This window comes from Gilliamella sp. wkB171, from assembly GCF_001693755.1.
Lineage (GTDB): Bacteria > Pseudomonadota > Gammaproteobacteria > Enterobacterales > Orbaceae > Gilliamella > Gilliamella apicola_F.
The window spans coordinates 1-15535 of sequence record NZ_LYST01000033.1; the positions used below are offsets into that span (position 1 = coordinate 1).

General features: G+C 35.8%; 11 protein-coding genes and 1 pseudogene. 7 read left to right on the plus strand and 5 right to left on the minus strand.

Annotation, left to right across the window (positions count from 1 at the left end; genetic code table 11):
* Positions 1–697: 697 nt before the first annotated feature.
* From A9G03_RS03900 to sohB, 3 genes are all read right to left on the minus strand, one after another.
* Entirely contained in the window at positions 698–2293 is a 1596-nt protein-coding gene (locus tag A9G03_RS03900) for a bifunctional aspartate transaminase/aspartate 4-decarboxylase (RefSeq protein WP_065798461.1), read from the minus strand.
* A 28-nt stretch (positions 2294–2321) separates the two neighbouring features.
* A complete protein-coding gene (gene aspT / locus A9G03_RS03905; RefSeq protein WP_065634700.1) occupies positions 2322–4022 on the minus strand; it encodes an aspartate-alanine antiporter in 1701 nt (566 codons plus the stop codon).
* A gap of 552 nt (positions 4023–4574) precedes the next feature.
* Entirely contained in the window at positions 4575–5684 is a 1110-nt protein-coding gene (sohB, locus tag A9G03_RS03910; protein WP_065798462.1) for a protease SohB, read from the minus strand.
* 151 nt (positions 5685–5835) lie between these two features.
* Here sohB and A9G03_RS03915 point away from each other — a divergent pair, with 151 nt between their 5' ends.
* Both A9G03_RS03915 and A9G03_RS03920 read left to right on the plus strand, forming a co-directional pair.
* On the plus strand, positions 5836–7536 hold the full coding sequence (locus A9G03_RS03915) for a formate--tetrahydrofolate ligase (RefSeq protein ID WP_218837079.1): 1701 nt from the start codon (positions 5836–5838) through the stop codon (positions 7534–7536).
* The gene (locus tag A9G03_RS03920; protein ID WP_065634698.1) at positions 7536–7955 is read left to right on the plus strand and encodes an RnfABCDGE type electron transport complex subunit B; all 420 of its coding nucleotides are present in this window, start codon (positions 7536–7538) and stop codon (positions 7953–7955) included. The genes A9G03_RS03915 and A9G03_RS03920 overlap by 1 nt, the downstream gene beginning before the upstream one ends.
* 64 nt (positions 7956–8019) lie before the next feature.
* Here A9G03_RS03920 and typA read toward each other — a convergent pair whose 3' ends face one another.
* Complete coding sequence (typA, locus tag A9G03_RS03925; protein WP_065634697.1) at positions 8020–9846, minus strand: translational GTPase TypA; 1827 nt, start codon at positions 9844–9846, stop codon at positions 8020–8022.
* A gap of 127 nt (positions 9847–9973) precedes the next feature.
* Entirely contained in the window at positions 9974–10546 is a 573-nt protein-coding gene (gene hemG / locus A9G03_RS03930) for a menaquinone-dependent protoporphyrinogen IX dehydrogenase (protein ID WP_065798463.1), read from the minus strand.
* A 148-nt stretch (positions 10547–10694) separates the two neighbouring features.
* Between hemG and glmU the strand changes: the two genes are divergently transcribed.
* From glmU to A9G03_RS03955, 5 genes and pseudogenes are all read left to right on the plus strand, one after another.
* Positions 10695–12080 carry a bifunctional UDP-N-acetylglucosamine diphosphorylase/glucosamine-1-phosphate N-acetyltransferase GlmU gene (gene glmU / locus A9G03_RS03935; RefSeq protein WP_065798464.1) on the plus strand — a complete coding sequence of 462 codons (1386 nt, stop codon included), beginning with the start codon at positions 10695–10697 and terminating at the stop codon, positions 12078–12080.
* A 3-nt stretch (positions 12081–12083) separates the two neighbouring features.
* Positions 12084–13916, plus strand: a complete 1833-nt coding sequence (glmS, locus tag A9G03_RS03940) for a glutamine--fructose-6-phosphate transaminase (isomerizing) (RefSeq protein ID WP_065798465.1) — start codon at positions 12084–12086, stop codon at positions 13914–13916.
* Between the two features lie 28 nt (positions 13917–13944).
* Positions 13945–14250 (plus strand): recombinase family protein, encoded by a 306-nt coding sequence (locus A9G03_RS12815; protein ID WP_065798466.1) that lies wholly within the window; start codon positions 13945–13947, stop codon positions 14248–14250.
* Positions 14238–14849 (plus strand): recombinase family protein, encoded by a 612-nt coding sequence (locus A9G03_RS03950; RefSeq protein WP_065798467.1) that lies wholly within the window; start codon positions 14238–14240, stop codon positions 14847–14849. The genes A9G03_RS12815 and A9G03_RS03950 overlap by 13 nt, the downstream gene beginning before the upstream one ends.
* A gap of 379 nt (positions 14850–15228) precedes the next feature.
* Positions 15229–15535: pseudogene (locus tag A9G03_RS03955) on the plus strand (bacteriophage abortive infection AbiH family protein); the annotation flags it as partial.

The following is a 15535-nucleotide window of genomic DNA, read 5'->3' on the forward strand; positions in this document are numbered from 1 at the left end:
ATAAATTATTAAATTAATCTATTAAAATAATACATTCAATTTTTACATTATGTTATAAGATAATTTTTGATCTTTTACCGTAAAAGTACAAAAAATAATAATTATAAAGAATGGCAAAACTAAAAAATAACCATAATGTTACGCCAATGTATAACTGAATGTCTTATCCAAATAGTCATAAAAGAAGCTTGTCATAGCTTGTAGACTATAAAACATTTAAGTATGCTTGTGTTTTTATGAATGTTGCTTATCGCAACAACAAAAAAGTTATAGAATAATTGAATAAGTAATAAAGTATTTCTCAATTTTGGATAAATAAATTGCTTTAATCGTATTTTAAGAATAGATAAAACCTAGATATTATCCAAACTTAGTAAATAATGTGATAGCACAGAATTAAAAACATCGCCTAATGACGATACTATAGATTCGAATTTTTTGATGCAGATATGTTTTATCCTCACTTTTAACGCAGTTTTAAACACTCTATCAATTTATAATTATTGTCGAAGACGAACACACAAATCAACCTTTGATACTATTATCGATTGAGAGTAATTTTTTCAAATTTAAAAAAAACTATAATATGATTTTAGATGAAATAAACAATGTAACTAAATACAGACAATAAAAAACCCTAACTATCAAGTCAGGGCCTAACACTGTTAACTCGTTAAGATTAAATTGATGTTATCAGTTACTTACTTTTTGTTTTATACTCATCATAATATTCCTGAGCCAATTTACGCATTGATAAACCAATTGCTGCATATTGATACTCATTTAAATTGGCCAAGGAAGCACGCGCAGACGGATGCTGCACAGCAAATCCTTTACCTGGTAGCAATACCACTCCTGCTTCATCGGCAATTCTAAATAGCATCTCAGAAGGATTTTTATTTTTTAATATCCATTTAGCAAACTTATCATCATAAAGTTCTCGACAAATATGTTCTAGATCAATTAGCGTATAGTAATCGACATTGTTTTCATCTGTTTTGTGTTTTAAACCTAAATGCTGATAAAGTGAAGCCGCACGACGACGAATAATCGTCTTTAAAGTCGCCTTATAACTTTGATCGGCATCCATCATTTCACATAATGCAAAAAGAACCATTTGTACTTGCTGTGGCGTTGACAAACCAGCAGTATGATTTAAAGCAACAGCTCGGCTATCTGCTACTAAGCGATCAATAAATTTGAGATTTTCAGGATCGGTAACAATTGAGCTGTAACGTTTATCAAGAATCTTTCTTGTCTTACTTGGTAATGCTTTAATAGTTTTGTCGATAACATTATCATGGCTAAGCGCAATTACCCCTAAACGCCAACCTGTCGCCCCAAAATATTTAGAAAATGAATAAACTAAGATGGTATTTTTAGGGCAAATAGCAAATAAAGATTGAAAGTTATCAGCAAAAGTCCCATAAACATCATCAGTTAAAATGATCAAATCAGGGCGTTTTTTCACAATATCAGCAATAATTTTTAAGCTTTTATCATCGATTTTAACTGAAGGTGGATTAGACGGATTAACAAGGAAAAAAGCTTTAATGGATGGATCTTCTAATTTACGTAATTCTGATTCAGGATATTGCCAATTTAAATTCGGATCAGAATTGATAAGTACCTCAACCAGTTGATAATCATTTAAACTCGGTATTTCAAGATATGGGGTAAAAATAGGCGCGCCGATAGCTATTTTATCCCCTTTCTCGATTAATCCATTCTCTTTCATTGAATTAAATATATAGGCCATCGCGGCAGTGCCGCCTTCAACTGCAAAAAGGTCTAATTCATCACGATGTAAATACTGTGCGCCCATTTGTTCTAGCACATAGGATTTTACCACTTCCTCACTTAAGGTTAGCATTCGATCGGGAACGGGATAATTACATCCTAAGATGCCTTCAACCATTTCTTGCAAAAACTTATTCTCATCAAGACCTAACTGATCACGAATATAAGAAAATGCTTTACCTAAAAAAGCAACACCTGGCGTTTGGTAATTTTGTCGAATGAAATGCTCAAAACGCCCAGTTAGGCCGGTTTTAATAGGAAAACCACCTACCCCTTCATTCAAATAAGAATAAGACATTTCTGATTCTTGAATAGCAAACACGCCTAATTGAAAAAACGCCTGACGAGGAAAAGTAGCAAGAAAATTAGGATTACCACGACCGGCATTTAACATAACGCGATCTGCACGCCTTTGTGCAAGTTTAATTAAATTATCTTTTAACTCAAAAGGACTCAAATTGGCATACTTTGAAAAGTCTGTTGTATTTTTCATGATCTGTACCTTTACTTTTATATTCCAATTAAACAAAAGCTACAACTAATGGACCTAATAAAGTTAGGAAAACATTAGCTAAAGCATAAGTAATAGCAAAAGAATTGGTTGGTGTAGAATTTCCTGCCTTATTTAACACTTCACCGAAAGCTGGATTAGCACTACGAGCTCCCGCTAATGCGCCAGCAAATACCGCTACATTTTTATAACCAAGAACATATTTACCAAAGTAAATAGCTAATAACATAGGCAAGACAGTAACAACCACTCCAATTAAAAATAGCGATAACCCTTGTTCTTCAATGGTATTAATTGCCTGTAAACCAGAACTTAAACCGACTACAGCAACAAAACCAGCTAAGCCAAAATCTTTCAATAATTGAATAGCACCACTTGGAATGTTACCAACAGTTTGATGAACTGAGCGGTACCAACCAAATAACAAACCTGACAACAAAGCCCCACCACCAGCGCCTAATGTAATTGGGATATCGCTCACACGGATAACAATTAAACCGATAATAAGACCAACAACCAATCCTAAGCCATGGAAAATCCAGTCAGTTTTTTCACTACGGGTAATCGGCGCACCAATTTTATCAACAACACGTTTAAGATCACCATCAGAGCCATAAATGGTTATCACATCGCCTAATTTTAAATAAATATCATTATTTAATGGCAATGACTCGCCATCTCGATGAATTGCAATTAGATAAATACCATGCTTTAATTGAATGACCTCTTCAGATGACAGGACTTGTGTTAAATTTTCACCGACATAACGTGAATTACGCATCTCAACGTCTTGAGTATTCATCACAACATCCATACCCGATACTGAATTAATTTCAGTACCAAGAAGATCACTTGCTTGAATCATTGCATCACGGTGACCAACAACTAAAATAATATCCCTAACTTCAATAACAGTGTCTGGTGTGGCTTCAATAATTTTATTGCCACGCTTTATTTTTTCAATACTTATACCATTAACTGTTTTCTCAATTTCGCTAACATTCTGATCAATTTTATTCGTCACGCGATATAAACGACCGGTAATATCTGACAGTGCTAAATTTTGATTAGAACCTAACAATAAAGAACCATGCAATTGTTCTGCTTGTGCTTTTATAGCGTCATCAGCAATATCTTTTCCCATGATTTTTGGCAAAATATTGACACAAATAATAATGGCGCCTAAAGAACCAAAGATATAGGTTACTGCATAACCAATAGTGACATTAGCTTGCATTTTATGAAGTTCTTCTACACTTAACCCTAATTGACTTAATGCATCAGATGCGGTGCCCATAATGGCAGATTGAGTAAGGCCACCTGCAGCAAGCCCCGCAGCTAGACCTTTATCTAAATTGAATACTTTAGCTAACACAACAACTGTCGCTAAACCTGCAACGGCAATAAATAACGCTAAAAAGATTTCACGCAAAGTTTTGACACCAAGCGAACGAAAAAACTGTGGTCCGCTTTCAAAACCAACTGCATAAATAAAGAGCGCGAAAAGAACCGCCTTAACGCCAGCATCAACTGTCACGCCAAAAACACTCAATGCAACGGCAACCAGTAACGAACCTGCAACACCACCCAGTTGGAATTTACCAATCCGAATAGCGCCAATTAAATATCCTAAACTCAATGAAAGAAATAAAAGAATTTCGGGTGAGTGTTGAATCCCATTTAAAATCCAGTGTGAAAGCCATTGAAACATAATAATTGTCCTCAAGTGCTAAAAAGATGAATTAAGAATGTAAGAAAAGAAATAAAAAGGGACTTAAAGAATATTCATTCAATTTTATGAATACATTTATATATTAAACTGCTATCGCAATAATAGAAAGTTAATTTTTATAATTGATATTATTTATAAAAAAATAACAATGCAATATCTCATTTTTTTATAACACTAAGATCTTTATAAGATCTACACTTTTACTTGTTTGACCATCGTTAATCGTTAGGCAACTATACCCCTATAAATACAACGAATAGAAATATTTTCTTTGATACTTTACATAAAAAAGAGAATGGGAAAAGTTTTCGCTTAGTCAGTATAAACAATTAACATAATCATAATTGTTTATTTCCAAAATATGTTTTATCCGAAAAACTATTTTCAAAAAATATTATTTAAACAAATAAGTTAAATATAAATATCTTACTTTTGAAGTTTCCCTTACATATAAGGCTAACTCGTATGTAGTTTTTTACTATGCGATATATTTTTGTTGAATAATAAAAATTGTAGAAAATAAAAAGGGCTTTACAGCCCATTTCCTTGTCTAAAAAATAGTCTTTCCATACTTTTTACTACGTTTTTTGACAATTTTTCAGAGAGTTTTTGCTTACGTTGATAACTGACCGAGATAATTTTATGGGTATCTAGATGCGATAAGATAAAGTCATCACTGGTGCTAATTTCGTCAACTAAACCTTTATCTTTAGCTTGAGTAGCAAACCAATGTTCGCCGGTAGCAACTTCATCTATATTGATATTAGGACGATATTCTTTCACAAAATCCTTAAATAATAGATGGGTTTCTTCCAGCTCTTGCTTAAATTTTTGACGACCTTCATCCGTATTTTCACCAAACATCGTTAATGTACGTTTGTATTCACCTGCGGTCTGTAATTCAATATCGACATCATGTTTTTTAAGTAAACGGTTGAAGTTTGGAATTTGCGCAACCACACCAATTGAACCGACAATTGCAAAAGGTGCCGCGACTATTTTATTGGCGGTACATGCCATCATATATCCACCACTTGCAGCTACTTTATCAACAACGGCGGTAAAAGGAATATTACGTGTTCTAAAACGTAATAGTTGCGAAGCCGCTAAACCATAACCATGAACGACGCCGCCTGGGCTTTCAAGCTTAACGACAACTTCATCTTCGGGTTTAATAATGGCTAAAACCGCAGTAATTTCTTGGCGTAATTCTTCAACTTCATGTGCATCCATACTGCCATTAAAAGATAACACAAATAGCTTTGGTTTGGACTTTTGCGTTGGTTCGTTTGAGGCTTGAATAGCTGAGCTGTTTACAGGCGTAGTATCTGCCGTTTGTTCGCTACTTTTTGTTTGTTGTTTCTTTTGTTTTATCGCTAATTTTGCTTGTTTTTTCTCATTTTTTTTCTGTTTTTTTAGATCTTTATTAAACTGTTTAGCCTCAACTTCATCCATGCTAGAGATTAACATATCATCTTTAATTTGTTCGTATTCTTCACTGATATCTTTAACAGAAAGGCGTCCTGCTGCCGTTACCGATTTTCGACGTTGGCTTATAATAAAAATCAGTACCGCTAAAATAGCGACTACCACTGTCACGGTTTCAGCTAAAAAAAGTGCATATTGTGAAAAAAAATTCATTTAACAATTATCCTTAGAGTGAATGTTACAATTATTATAACAATATAATAAAGGAATGTGCCGAAAATTAACAAAGATAAAATTGTTGCTTTATTCGGCAAATCAAATTATTTATACTGATACCCTAATTTACAGTTATATGAGAATTAAAATGTCTTTACGTCCAATTACCGAAATCGCCAAGCAAGCTAATATTCCTGAAGAATTTGTACTACCTTACGGCAAATATGTCGCAAAAATTGACTTATCACTTATAAACGCCAACCAAAATAGAGAAAATGGTAAATTAGTCCTTGTAACAGCCATTACGCCAACGCCTTTAGGTGAGGGAAAAACCGTGAATACTATTGGACTAAGTGAAGGTCTAAACTATATTGGGAAAAAAGCAATTGCTTGTATTCGTCAACCAAGTCTTGGTCCCGTTTTTGGCGTCAAAGGTGGGGCCGCCGGTGGTGGACAAGCCGAAGTATTACCAATGGAAACCTTAAATCTACATTTAACAGGTGACATTCATGCGATTACTGCGGCTCACGATTTAGCTTCTGCTGCATTAGATTCTCGTTTATATCATGAAGATCGCTTGGGTGATGAATTTACCGCACAAACAGGATTGGCTCGATTAAATATTGATGTCAATCGTATCGTTTGGAAACGTGTTATCGATCACAACGATCGTGCTTTACGTAATATTACTGTTGGAGTTGGTGGAGGCTTAAATGGCGTTGAAAGACGTGATGGCTTTGAAATCACAGCTGCATCAGAATTAATGGCAATTTTAGCGTTAGCTTCAGATTTACATGATATGCGCGCTCGTATTGGTCGCATAATCTTAGCTTACAATACTCAAGGCGAACCAATCACTGCCGAGCAGCTTGAAGTAGCTGGCGCAATGACTGTATTACTAAAAAATGCTATTAACCCAAATTTAATGCAAACAGTTGAGAATACGCCGGTGTTAATTCATGCAGGTCCATTTGCTAACATTGCACATGGAAACTCCTCGGTGATTGCTGACCGCATTGCATTAAAGCTTGCCGACTATGTAGTTACTGAAGCTGGATTTGGTTCTGACATGGGAATGGAAAAATTCTTTAATATCAAATATCGTCAAGCTGGTATTAAAGCCGATTGCGTGGTATTGGTGGCAACTGTTCGAAGTTTAAAATCTAACAGCGGTAAATATAATATTAAACCGGGCCAAGCGATTCCAAAAGAAATCTCTGAATCTAATGTTGAATTACTTGAAATTGGTGCCGCTAACTTAGCATGGCATATCAAAAATGCCAAAAGTTATGGACTACAAGTCATAGTTGCAATTAACCGTTTCCCACATGATAGCGAAGAAGAACTCGCATTCTTACAAAAATATGCCGTTGAACATGGCGCATTTGCCTGTGAAGTTAGTGAAGTGTTTACTAAAGGTGGCAAGGGCGCTGAAAAATTGGCTAAGCATGTAATCAAAGCGTGTGATATGCCAAGTGAAATTAAATTACCTTACCCTAATACCATGCCACTAATTGATAAAATCCAAACTATGGTGAAAAAATACGGTGCTAACAAAGCTAACTTATCAGCTAAAGCGATCGAAAATATCAAAGAAATTGAGGCATTAAAACTTGATCATTTACCGCTATGTATTGCTAAAACACCAATGTCAATTAGTGCTGATGCCAACTTAAAAAATGTGCCAACCAACTTTGACGTTGACATTAGCCATTTAGCAATTTCAGCTGGGGCGGGATTTATTCGTGTTTATGCGGGCAATGTGATGACTATGCCAGGGCTTGGGACTAATCCGGCTTATCGACAAATCGATATTGACAAAGATGGTAATATTGTAGGTTTAAGTTAATGCAAGAAGTGATTATGCAAACCAAACAACAATATAAAGCGTTTATTGATGAACAAAACTGTATAGGTTGTGGCAAATGCATCCGCGTATGCCCGACAGATGCAATTGTGGGCAGCAAGCAAGTATTACATACCATTTTGCCGAAGTTATGTACATCATGTAGTAATTGCATCAATACCTGCCCTACCGACTGTATTACCCTAAGTACTTTAGGCGAGGCATTAACCGAAAGTGAAGAGTTACAATTAACACAAAAAAAACAACAACGGTTAAATCACAATCAACTGGTACCACCAACGATCTTATTTCCACGCACAATGGAAGTTAAAAACACAAGTGATACGAGTCAAAAAGATCGAAAACAATCCATTGCTGATGCAATAGCCAGAGTTAAGGCAAGAAAAAACCTCGCTAATTAGCGAGGTTTTCAATTTAAGCAGAATAGATGCTAACATCCTATTGGGCTGTTAGCATTCTCAACAATTAGTCTTTATTGTTACTTCTAAATGCACGCTTACGATCATTTTCAGTTAAATGACGTTTACGTAAACGAATAGACAATGGCGTAACTTCGACTAACTCATCGTCATCAATAAACTCTAATGCTTGTTCTAATGACATTTTCACTGGTGGTGAAAGCGTGGTTGCCTCATCAGTACCTGATGCTCGCATATTAGTTAGCTTTTTACCCGTTAAACAGTTAACGGTTAAATCATTAGAGCGTGTATGAATACCAATAATTTGACCTTCGTACACTTCGGCACCATGACCCAAGAACAACTTACCACGATCTTGCAAGCTATAAAGTGCATAAGCTAATGCTTTACCTGTACCGTTAGAAATCATCACACCATTATTACGTTGGCCAATTTCACCAGGGCGAACATCATCATAATGACTAAAAGTCGAATAAAGTAAACCAGTACCTGAAGTCATTGTCATAAATTCGGTTCTAAAACCGATAAGACCACGGCTAGGAATGACATAATCTAAACGCACACGCCCTTTACCATCAGGTAACATATTGGTTAAATCACCTTTACGCAAACCAAGTGCTTCCATCACTGAACCTTGATGTTGTTCTTCAATATCTAGCGTTACTTGTTCAAAAGGTTCTTGTTTTTTACCGTCGATTTCACGATAAATAACTTTAGGGCGCGAAACACCTAACTCATAACCTTCACGGCGCATATTTTCAATTAAAACAGATAAGTGCAACTCACCGCGACCCGACACTTTAAATGCATCAGGATCAGGCGTTTCCTCAACACGAAGTGCCACATTATGAACCAGTTCTTTTCTTAAACGTTCTAAAATTTGACGAGATGTGACAAACTTACCTTCCTTACCGGCAAAAGGTGAACTATTTACGTTAAAGAACATAGTAACTGTTGGTTCATCTACGGTTAACGCAGGTAAAGCTTCAACACAACTATTATCACAAATTGTATCAGAAATACCCAATTCACCAAGACCAGTTAAAGCAATAATATCACCCGCTTCGGCAACTTCAGCTTCATAACGTTGCAAACCTAAATGACCTAAAACTTGCCCCACTTTACCTGTGCGTTTGTTGCCTTCACTATCAACAATTGTTACTTGTTGATTTGGTTTAACCCGACCACGTTTAATACGACCAATCCCGATAACACCAACATAATTATTATAATCAAGTTGTGAGATTTGCATTTGGAATGGACCATCTAAATCGACTTTTGGTGGCTCAACATATTTCACAATTGCTTCAAATAATGGCGTCATATCTTCAGCCATATTTTCATGATCAAGACCTGCGATACCCATTAATGCTGAAGCATAAACTATTGGGAAATCTAACTGTTCATCAGTTGCACCCAAATTAACAAATAGATCAAAGACTTGATCAACAACCCAATCAGGTCGTGCACCTGGACGGTCAACTTTATTAATAACAACAATTGGTTTTAATCCATAAGCAAACGCTTTTTGTGTTACAAAACGGGTTTGTGGCATAGGACCATCCATTGCATCAACCAGCAATAATACCGAATCAACCATCGACATTACGCGTTCAACTTCACCACCAAAATCAGCATGTCCTGGGGTATCAACGATGTTAATGCGATACCCATTCCAATTAATAGCTGTATTTTTGGCTAAAATAGTAATACCACGCTCTTTTTCAAGCGCATTTGAGTCCATTATTCGCTCGTTATCATCACCACGCAAATTATCAAGCGTGCCCGATTGTTTCAACAATTTATCAACCAATGTTGTTTTACCATGGTCAACGTGCGCAATAATGGCTATATTTCTTAAATTTTCAATCACAATTAAAATCCCAATTAGGAGACAGATTCTTTAGGCGCAATATTGTACACCTTTTTACTCGAAATGTTGATCTATATCACAAAGTTTATTTATCTGACTATTTATTGGTAAAAAATCAATAAAAATCTTATTGTTTTATACCATCTAAAACTGATGGTGCACAGACTTGCTGATAAAATTGTGCGGCAAATTCATCAACATTTGTCCAATTGGTATATTCAATCACAGGTTTAGTCACATCAGTATCCCCCTTTCCTAACCACATAATAAAGCGAATCATATTACGATCGAACCAATTATATTGAGGATAATAAAGTGCACCAGCAAAAACCGCTTTAATAGTCGGTTTCCAGGCAATTTTAGCTAAAAACTTTTTAGTATATAAATTGGTTTCTGGCGTATTTTTATTTGGTTTACGAGCCACCACATTAACACCAAAAAAACCTGATCGAATAGAATTTAATTGCTGATAATTATCATCGATAAATTTCTTCATTACTTTACTATAAAAACCATAACGTATTGAAGATCCTAACAAAACTGCCTGATATTTGGTTAAATCAATATGGCTATCAGGCAAAAGTTGAATAACATCACAGTCGCATTTATCACCTAGCTGTGTTTTTATGCGTTGCATGATTTTAAGGGTTTGCTTTTCATGCGTAGTATAAAGTAATAAAACTTTTACAACATGACTCATAACATTGCTTCCTTATCTAATAAGACATTGGCAAATTTCACTATTACTTTTTTCATGATAAAAATTAATAAATTCGGGGTGATTTCATTAAAAACTTTGATTATAGTAATAAACAAATTTACACAAAATTAAAGAAACCGGACAGATTATGACGATTTCAGTTCCAAAACTTAGTGCTATTATTTTGGCGGCAGGAAAAGGCACACGGATGTACTCCAACCTACCTAAAGTTTTACATAAAATTGGCGCTAAACCGATGTTACAACATGTTATTGACACAGTTCAACAACTAAATACCGATCAGATCAATATTGTTTATGGTCATGGAAAAGAGCAATTAGAACGCGCACTCAAAAATCAACCTGTGCACCTTATTTATCAAGCAGAGCAGCTCGGTACGGGACATGCAGTACAACAAGCTATTCCTTATATTGCAGATAACCAAGACATTTTAATTTTATACGGTGATACCCCGTTCATATCACAACAAACTTTAGAAAACTTAATTAACAGCAAACCAGAACAAGGCATAGCACTATTAACAGTTATACTTGATGATCCAACGGGTTATGGCAGAATAGAACGGAAAAATGGTCAAGTCGTTGCCATTGTCGAGCAAAAAGATGCGTCACCAGAGCAACAAAAAATAAATGAAGTCAACACGGGCATAATGCTGGTTACTGGTAAACTACTCAAAAAATGGCTATCACAAATAACCAATAACAATGCCCAAAAAGAATATTACCTAACCGATATTATTGCGCTAGCGCATCAAGATGGCTACCCTATCCTTACATCTCACCCAGTGCAACAATTTGAGGTAGAAGGTGTAAATAACCGCTTACAATTAGCTACCCTAGAACGCCAATACCAGCATCAACAAGCACAAAACTTATTACTAGCTGGTGTAACATTACTTGATCCTAACCGCTTTGATTTACGCGGCACCCTTATCCACGGTAAAGATGTCACCATCGACAGTAATGTTATCGTTGAAGGGCAAGTAAAGTTAGGCAATAACGTCACCATTGGTGCAGGTTGTATTTTAAAAAATTGCACTATTGACGATAATTCAATCATAAGTCCTTACAGCATAATAGAAGATTCAACAATAGCACAGCAATGTACTATAGGTCCATTTGCTCGACTCAGACCGGGTTCACAGCTTGATGAACAAGCCCATGTAGGTAACTTTGTCGAACTCAAAAAAGCTCATCTAGGCAAAGCAAGCAAAGCGGGACATTTAAGTTATCTTGGTGATAGTGAAATCGGCAACAACGTCAATATTGGCGCTGGCACCATCACCTGTAATTACGATGGCGCAAACAAATTTAAAACCGTTATACAAGATGACGTATTCGTCGGCTCCGACTCTCAGCTAATTGCCCCAGTTAACATTGGTAAAGGTGTCACTATTGCTGCCGGCACAACTGTCACCACCAACGTTAAGGATAATGAATTGGTAATAAGCCGAGTAAAACAAAAACAGATTTCTGGGTGGAAACGTCCAACAAAGTTAAACAATAAGGAATAAATTATGTGTGGAATTGTGGGTGCTATCGCCAAACGAGATATTGCTGAAATATTATTGGAAGGATTAAAACGTCTGGAATACCGAGGGTATGACTCAGCTGGACTTGCTATTATCTCACCAACAGGCGAGCTGCAACGCGTTCGCCGTGTAGGAAAAGTACAAGCATTAAAAGATGCGGTTGAAGCCCATCCACTCAAAGGCAGTACAGGAATAGCCCATACGCGATGGGCAACTCATGGCGAACCTGTCGAACGCAATGCCCATCCACATGTATCGGATTTTATTGCTGTAGTTCACAATGGTATCATCGAAAACTTCGAACCTTTACGTGAAAAACTCATTGCCAAAGGTTACCAATTTCGCTCTGAAACCGACACAGAAGTGATTGCCCACTTAATTCACGACATCATATCAACTGAAGGTTGTCCATTATTTGAAGCAGTACAAAAAGCCATACCTCAATTAAGAGGTGCTTACGGCACCGTTATAATGGACACACGTAATCCAGATATTCTGGTTGCGGCTCGTTCAGGCAGCCCTCTCGTCATTGGCTGTGGTGTTGGTGAAAACTTCATTGCTTCCGATCAACTTGCCTTATTGCCGGTTACACGTCAATTCATCTTTTTAGAAGAAGGTGATATCGCACTAGTGACACATCGCACCGTGACCATTTTAGATAAAAACTTTTGTGAAACAACGCGCCCTTGTGTTGAATCTGATGCTAGATACGATGCCGGAAGTAAAGCCGGTTTTAATCACTATATGCAAAAAGAGATTTATGAACAACCAAACGCCATTAAAAATACCCTTGAAGGTCGTATGCAACATGGCAAAGTTGACTTATCCGAACTGGGCGAAAAGGCTGAAACCATCTTAAAACAGGTAGAACATGTACAAATTGTTGCATGTGGAACAGCTTATAATGCTGGCATGGTAGCACGATATTGGTTCGAGGCTTTAGCGGGTATACCTTGCGATGTCGAAATCGCTTCAGAATTTCGTTACCGCAAGCCTGCTCGTCGCAAAAATAGCCTATTTATTACCCTATCGCAATCAGGCGAAACCGCAGACACCCTAGCAGCATTACGCTTAGCGAAAGAAAATAACTACCTAAGCACATTAGCTGTTTGTAATGTGGCGGCATCAACGTTAGTACGTGAAGCGGATTTGGTACTCCTTACCAAAGCAGGGGTTGAAATTGGCGTAGCATCGACTAAAGCCTTCACGACGCAATTAACCGTACTCCTTTTATTAGTTGCCAAACTTGGGCGACTCAATGACATGGCCGAAAGTACTGAACAAGCAATAGTCCATGCGCTGCAAACCTTACCAAATCGTATAGAACAAGTTTTAATGACAGAGCCACAAATCAAAAAACTTGCAGGTCAATTTGTCGATAAGCATCATGCACTATTTTTAGGACGAGGTGACGAATACCCAATAGCCATGGAAGCTTCTTTAAAGCTAAAAGAAATATCCTACATTCATGCCGAGGCTTACGCAGCAGGCGAGCTCAAGCACGGTCCATTAGCACTAATCGATGCAGATATGCCTGTCATCGTGATGGCGCCAACGAATGAAATGCTAGAAAAATTAAAATCCAATATCGAAGAAGTTCGCGCGCGAGGCGGTCAACTATACGTATTTGCCGAACAAGAAGCAGGATTTATCAGTGATGACACGATGCACATCATCAACCTACCGCATATAGAAGAACTCACTGCACCGATCTACTACACGGTTCCAACGCAGCTACTGGCGTATCACGTAGCATTAATTAAAGGAACTGACGTCGATCAACCAAGAAATCTGGCAAAATCGGTAACAGTGGAGTAAATTTCGCTGTATAAAATGTGAGGAGTTAATGTATGGTTTTGATATCATAATCAAAACCAACGTTCTCACATTAAATCAATTAGATAAAGATCAAAATGACCGTCTCGAGTTGATAAAAGATCTATATGAAAAAGGTCTCACTTCCAAACAAATTGCTCACTATCTTAATCAAGAAAATCTCCTTACTCCTACGGGTAAATTGTATACCACTCAACTCGTTTTCATGACCCATTCAAAGTATCTCAAAAGACTACAACGAATGAATAATATTCAAGTATCAGTTAAGCAAGATTATTTTTATGTAAAATCAGGAGTCGAATTATGTCAAAAGTAGTTATTTATGGACGAGTATCCACAACAGAACAAACAATTGATAACCAAATTGTCTTTCTAAAAAGGATAGTTGAGCAAAATAAATGGGATCTAATTGATATATACATCGATGATGGAATTTCGGGTTCCAAAGATCGAGATAAAAGACCAGAATTTGATAGACTTTGCAAAGATATGGTTAGGCGTAAATTTAATAAAATACTGGTTTGGGATGTATCTAGATTAGGGAGATCATTACAGCATTTAGTTGAATTTTTGAATGATGTACAATCGGTAAATTGTCATTTATACATACATCAATCTGGATTAGATACGTCTACTCCCTCAGGTAGGATGATGTTTCAAATGGTGGGTGTTTTCTCCGAATTTGAAAGATCCATGATTTCTGAACGCGTAAAACTAGGTCTACAACGTGTAAAATTAGATGGTAAAAGTTTAGGTCGCCCAAAGAAAATAAATGATGTAGTGAAAAAAGAGATTATAAATCTAGTTAATAATGGATGGTCACTAGGTAAAGTAGCAAATCATCTAAATTTATCTAGGATGTCAATACACCGAATATTGTCTCAACATAAGTTCGAATCTATTTTATCGGTGTAACAAAAACCCCCTATATTTCAATAAAAAATATATTTGATTTTATTGAGATTTATTTTGCGCATTTATAAGTAACAAAAATAGTTGTTTTTGTTACTTATAAACAAACTCCGCATAAGACATTTAATAAAATAATGAATACAAAAATACCAATGATGCCTTTGTGTTTTCATATTGATTTTTTTAAATTTTTTAATTTAAAATCAATATAATTACAGTTTTTATTACAGTTACAATAATACTAGTAAAGATATTTCTACACAAAAGATGAAGATTTATTATTGTAATAATAACACATTATATATCAAGTAATGATCCAGTTATTATCAAACTAATATTAATGATAAAATCTAACTAATTGGTTTAGGAAAGGATTTACATTGTGAGTGAGATAAAAATTAATAGATTGGTATTAATCGGTAATGGATTTGATCTTGCACATGGATTAAAGACATCTTTTTTTGATTTTATTAATTATTGTGCATTTAAAATAATTAAATACACTGAAGATTTACTTGAAAATAAAAGATATTCTTTATCTTACTTTTCAAGACAAACTAAAGAAATAATATTTGAAGAAAGCAACTATTCTATTTATATTTCCAACGATATAAATATTCATAATCTATTCAGTTCAAATGCTAATTATAATGAAACATATATAGACAAATATAAAAACATTTGTAATC

Bases quoted from the DNA above. Each gene is read 5' to 3' on its own strand.
- A9G03_RS03900 (WP_065798461.1), bottom strand. From the start codon at position 2,293: ATGAAAAATACAACAGACTTTTCAAAGTATGCCAATTTGAGTCCTTTT.
- aspT (WP_065634700.1), bottom strand. From the start codon at position 4,022: ATGTTTCAATGGCTTTCACACTGGATTTTAAATGGGATTCAACACTCA.
- sohB (WP_065798462.1), bottom strand. From the start codon at position 5,684: ATGAATTTTTTTTCACAATATGCACTTTTTTTAGCTGAAACCGTGACA.
- A9G03_RS03915 (WP_218837079.1), top strand. From the start codon at position 5,836: ATGTCTTTACGTCCAATTACCGAAATCGCCAAGCAAGCTAATATTCCT.
- A9G03_RS03920 (WP_065634698.1), top strand. From the start codon at position 7,536: ATGCAAGAAGTGATTATGCAAACCAAACAACAATATAAAGCGTTTATT.
- hemG (WP_065798463.1), bottom strand. From the start codon at position 10,546: ATGAGTCATGTTGTAAAAGTTTTATTACTTTATACTACGCATGAAAAG.
- glmU (WP_065798464.1), top strand. From the start codon at position 10,695: ATGACGATTTCAGTTCCAAAACTTAGTGCTATTATTTTGGCGGCAGGA.
- glmS (WP_065798465.1), top strand. From the start codon at position 12,084: ATGTGTGGAATTGTGGGTGCTATCGCCAAACGAGATATTGCTGAAATA.
- A9G03_RS12815 (WP_065798466.1), top strand. From the start codon at position 13,945: ATGTATGGTTTTGATATCATAATCAAAACCAACGTTCTCACATTAAAT.
- A9G03_RS03950 (WP_065798467.1), top strand. From the start codon at position 14,238: ATGTCAAAAGTAGTTATTTATGGACGAGTATCCACAACAGAACAAACA.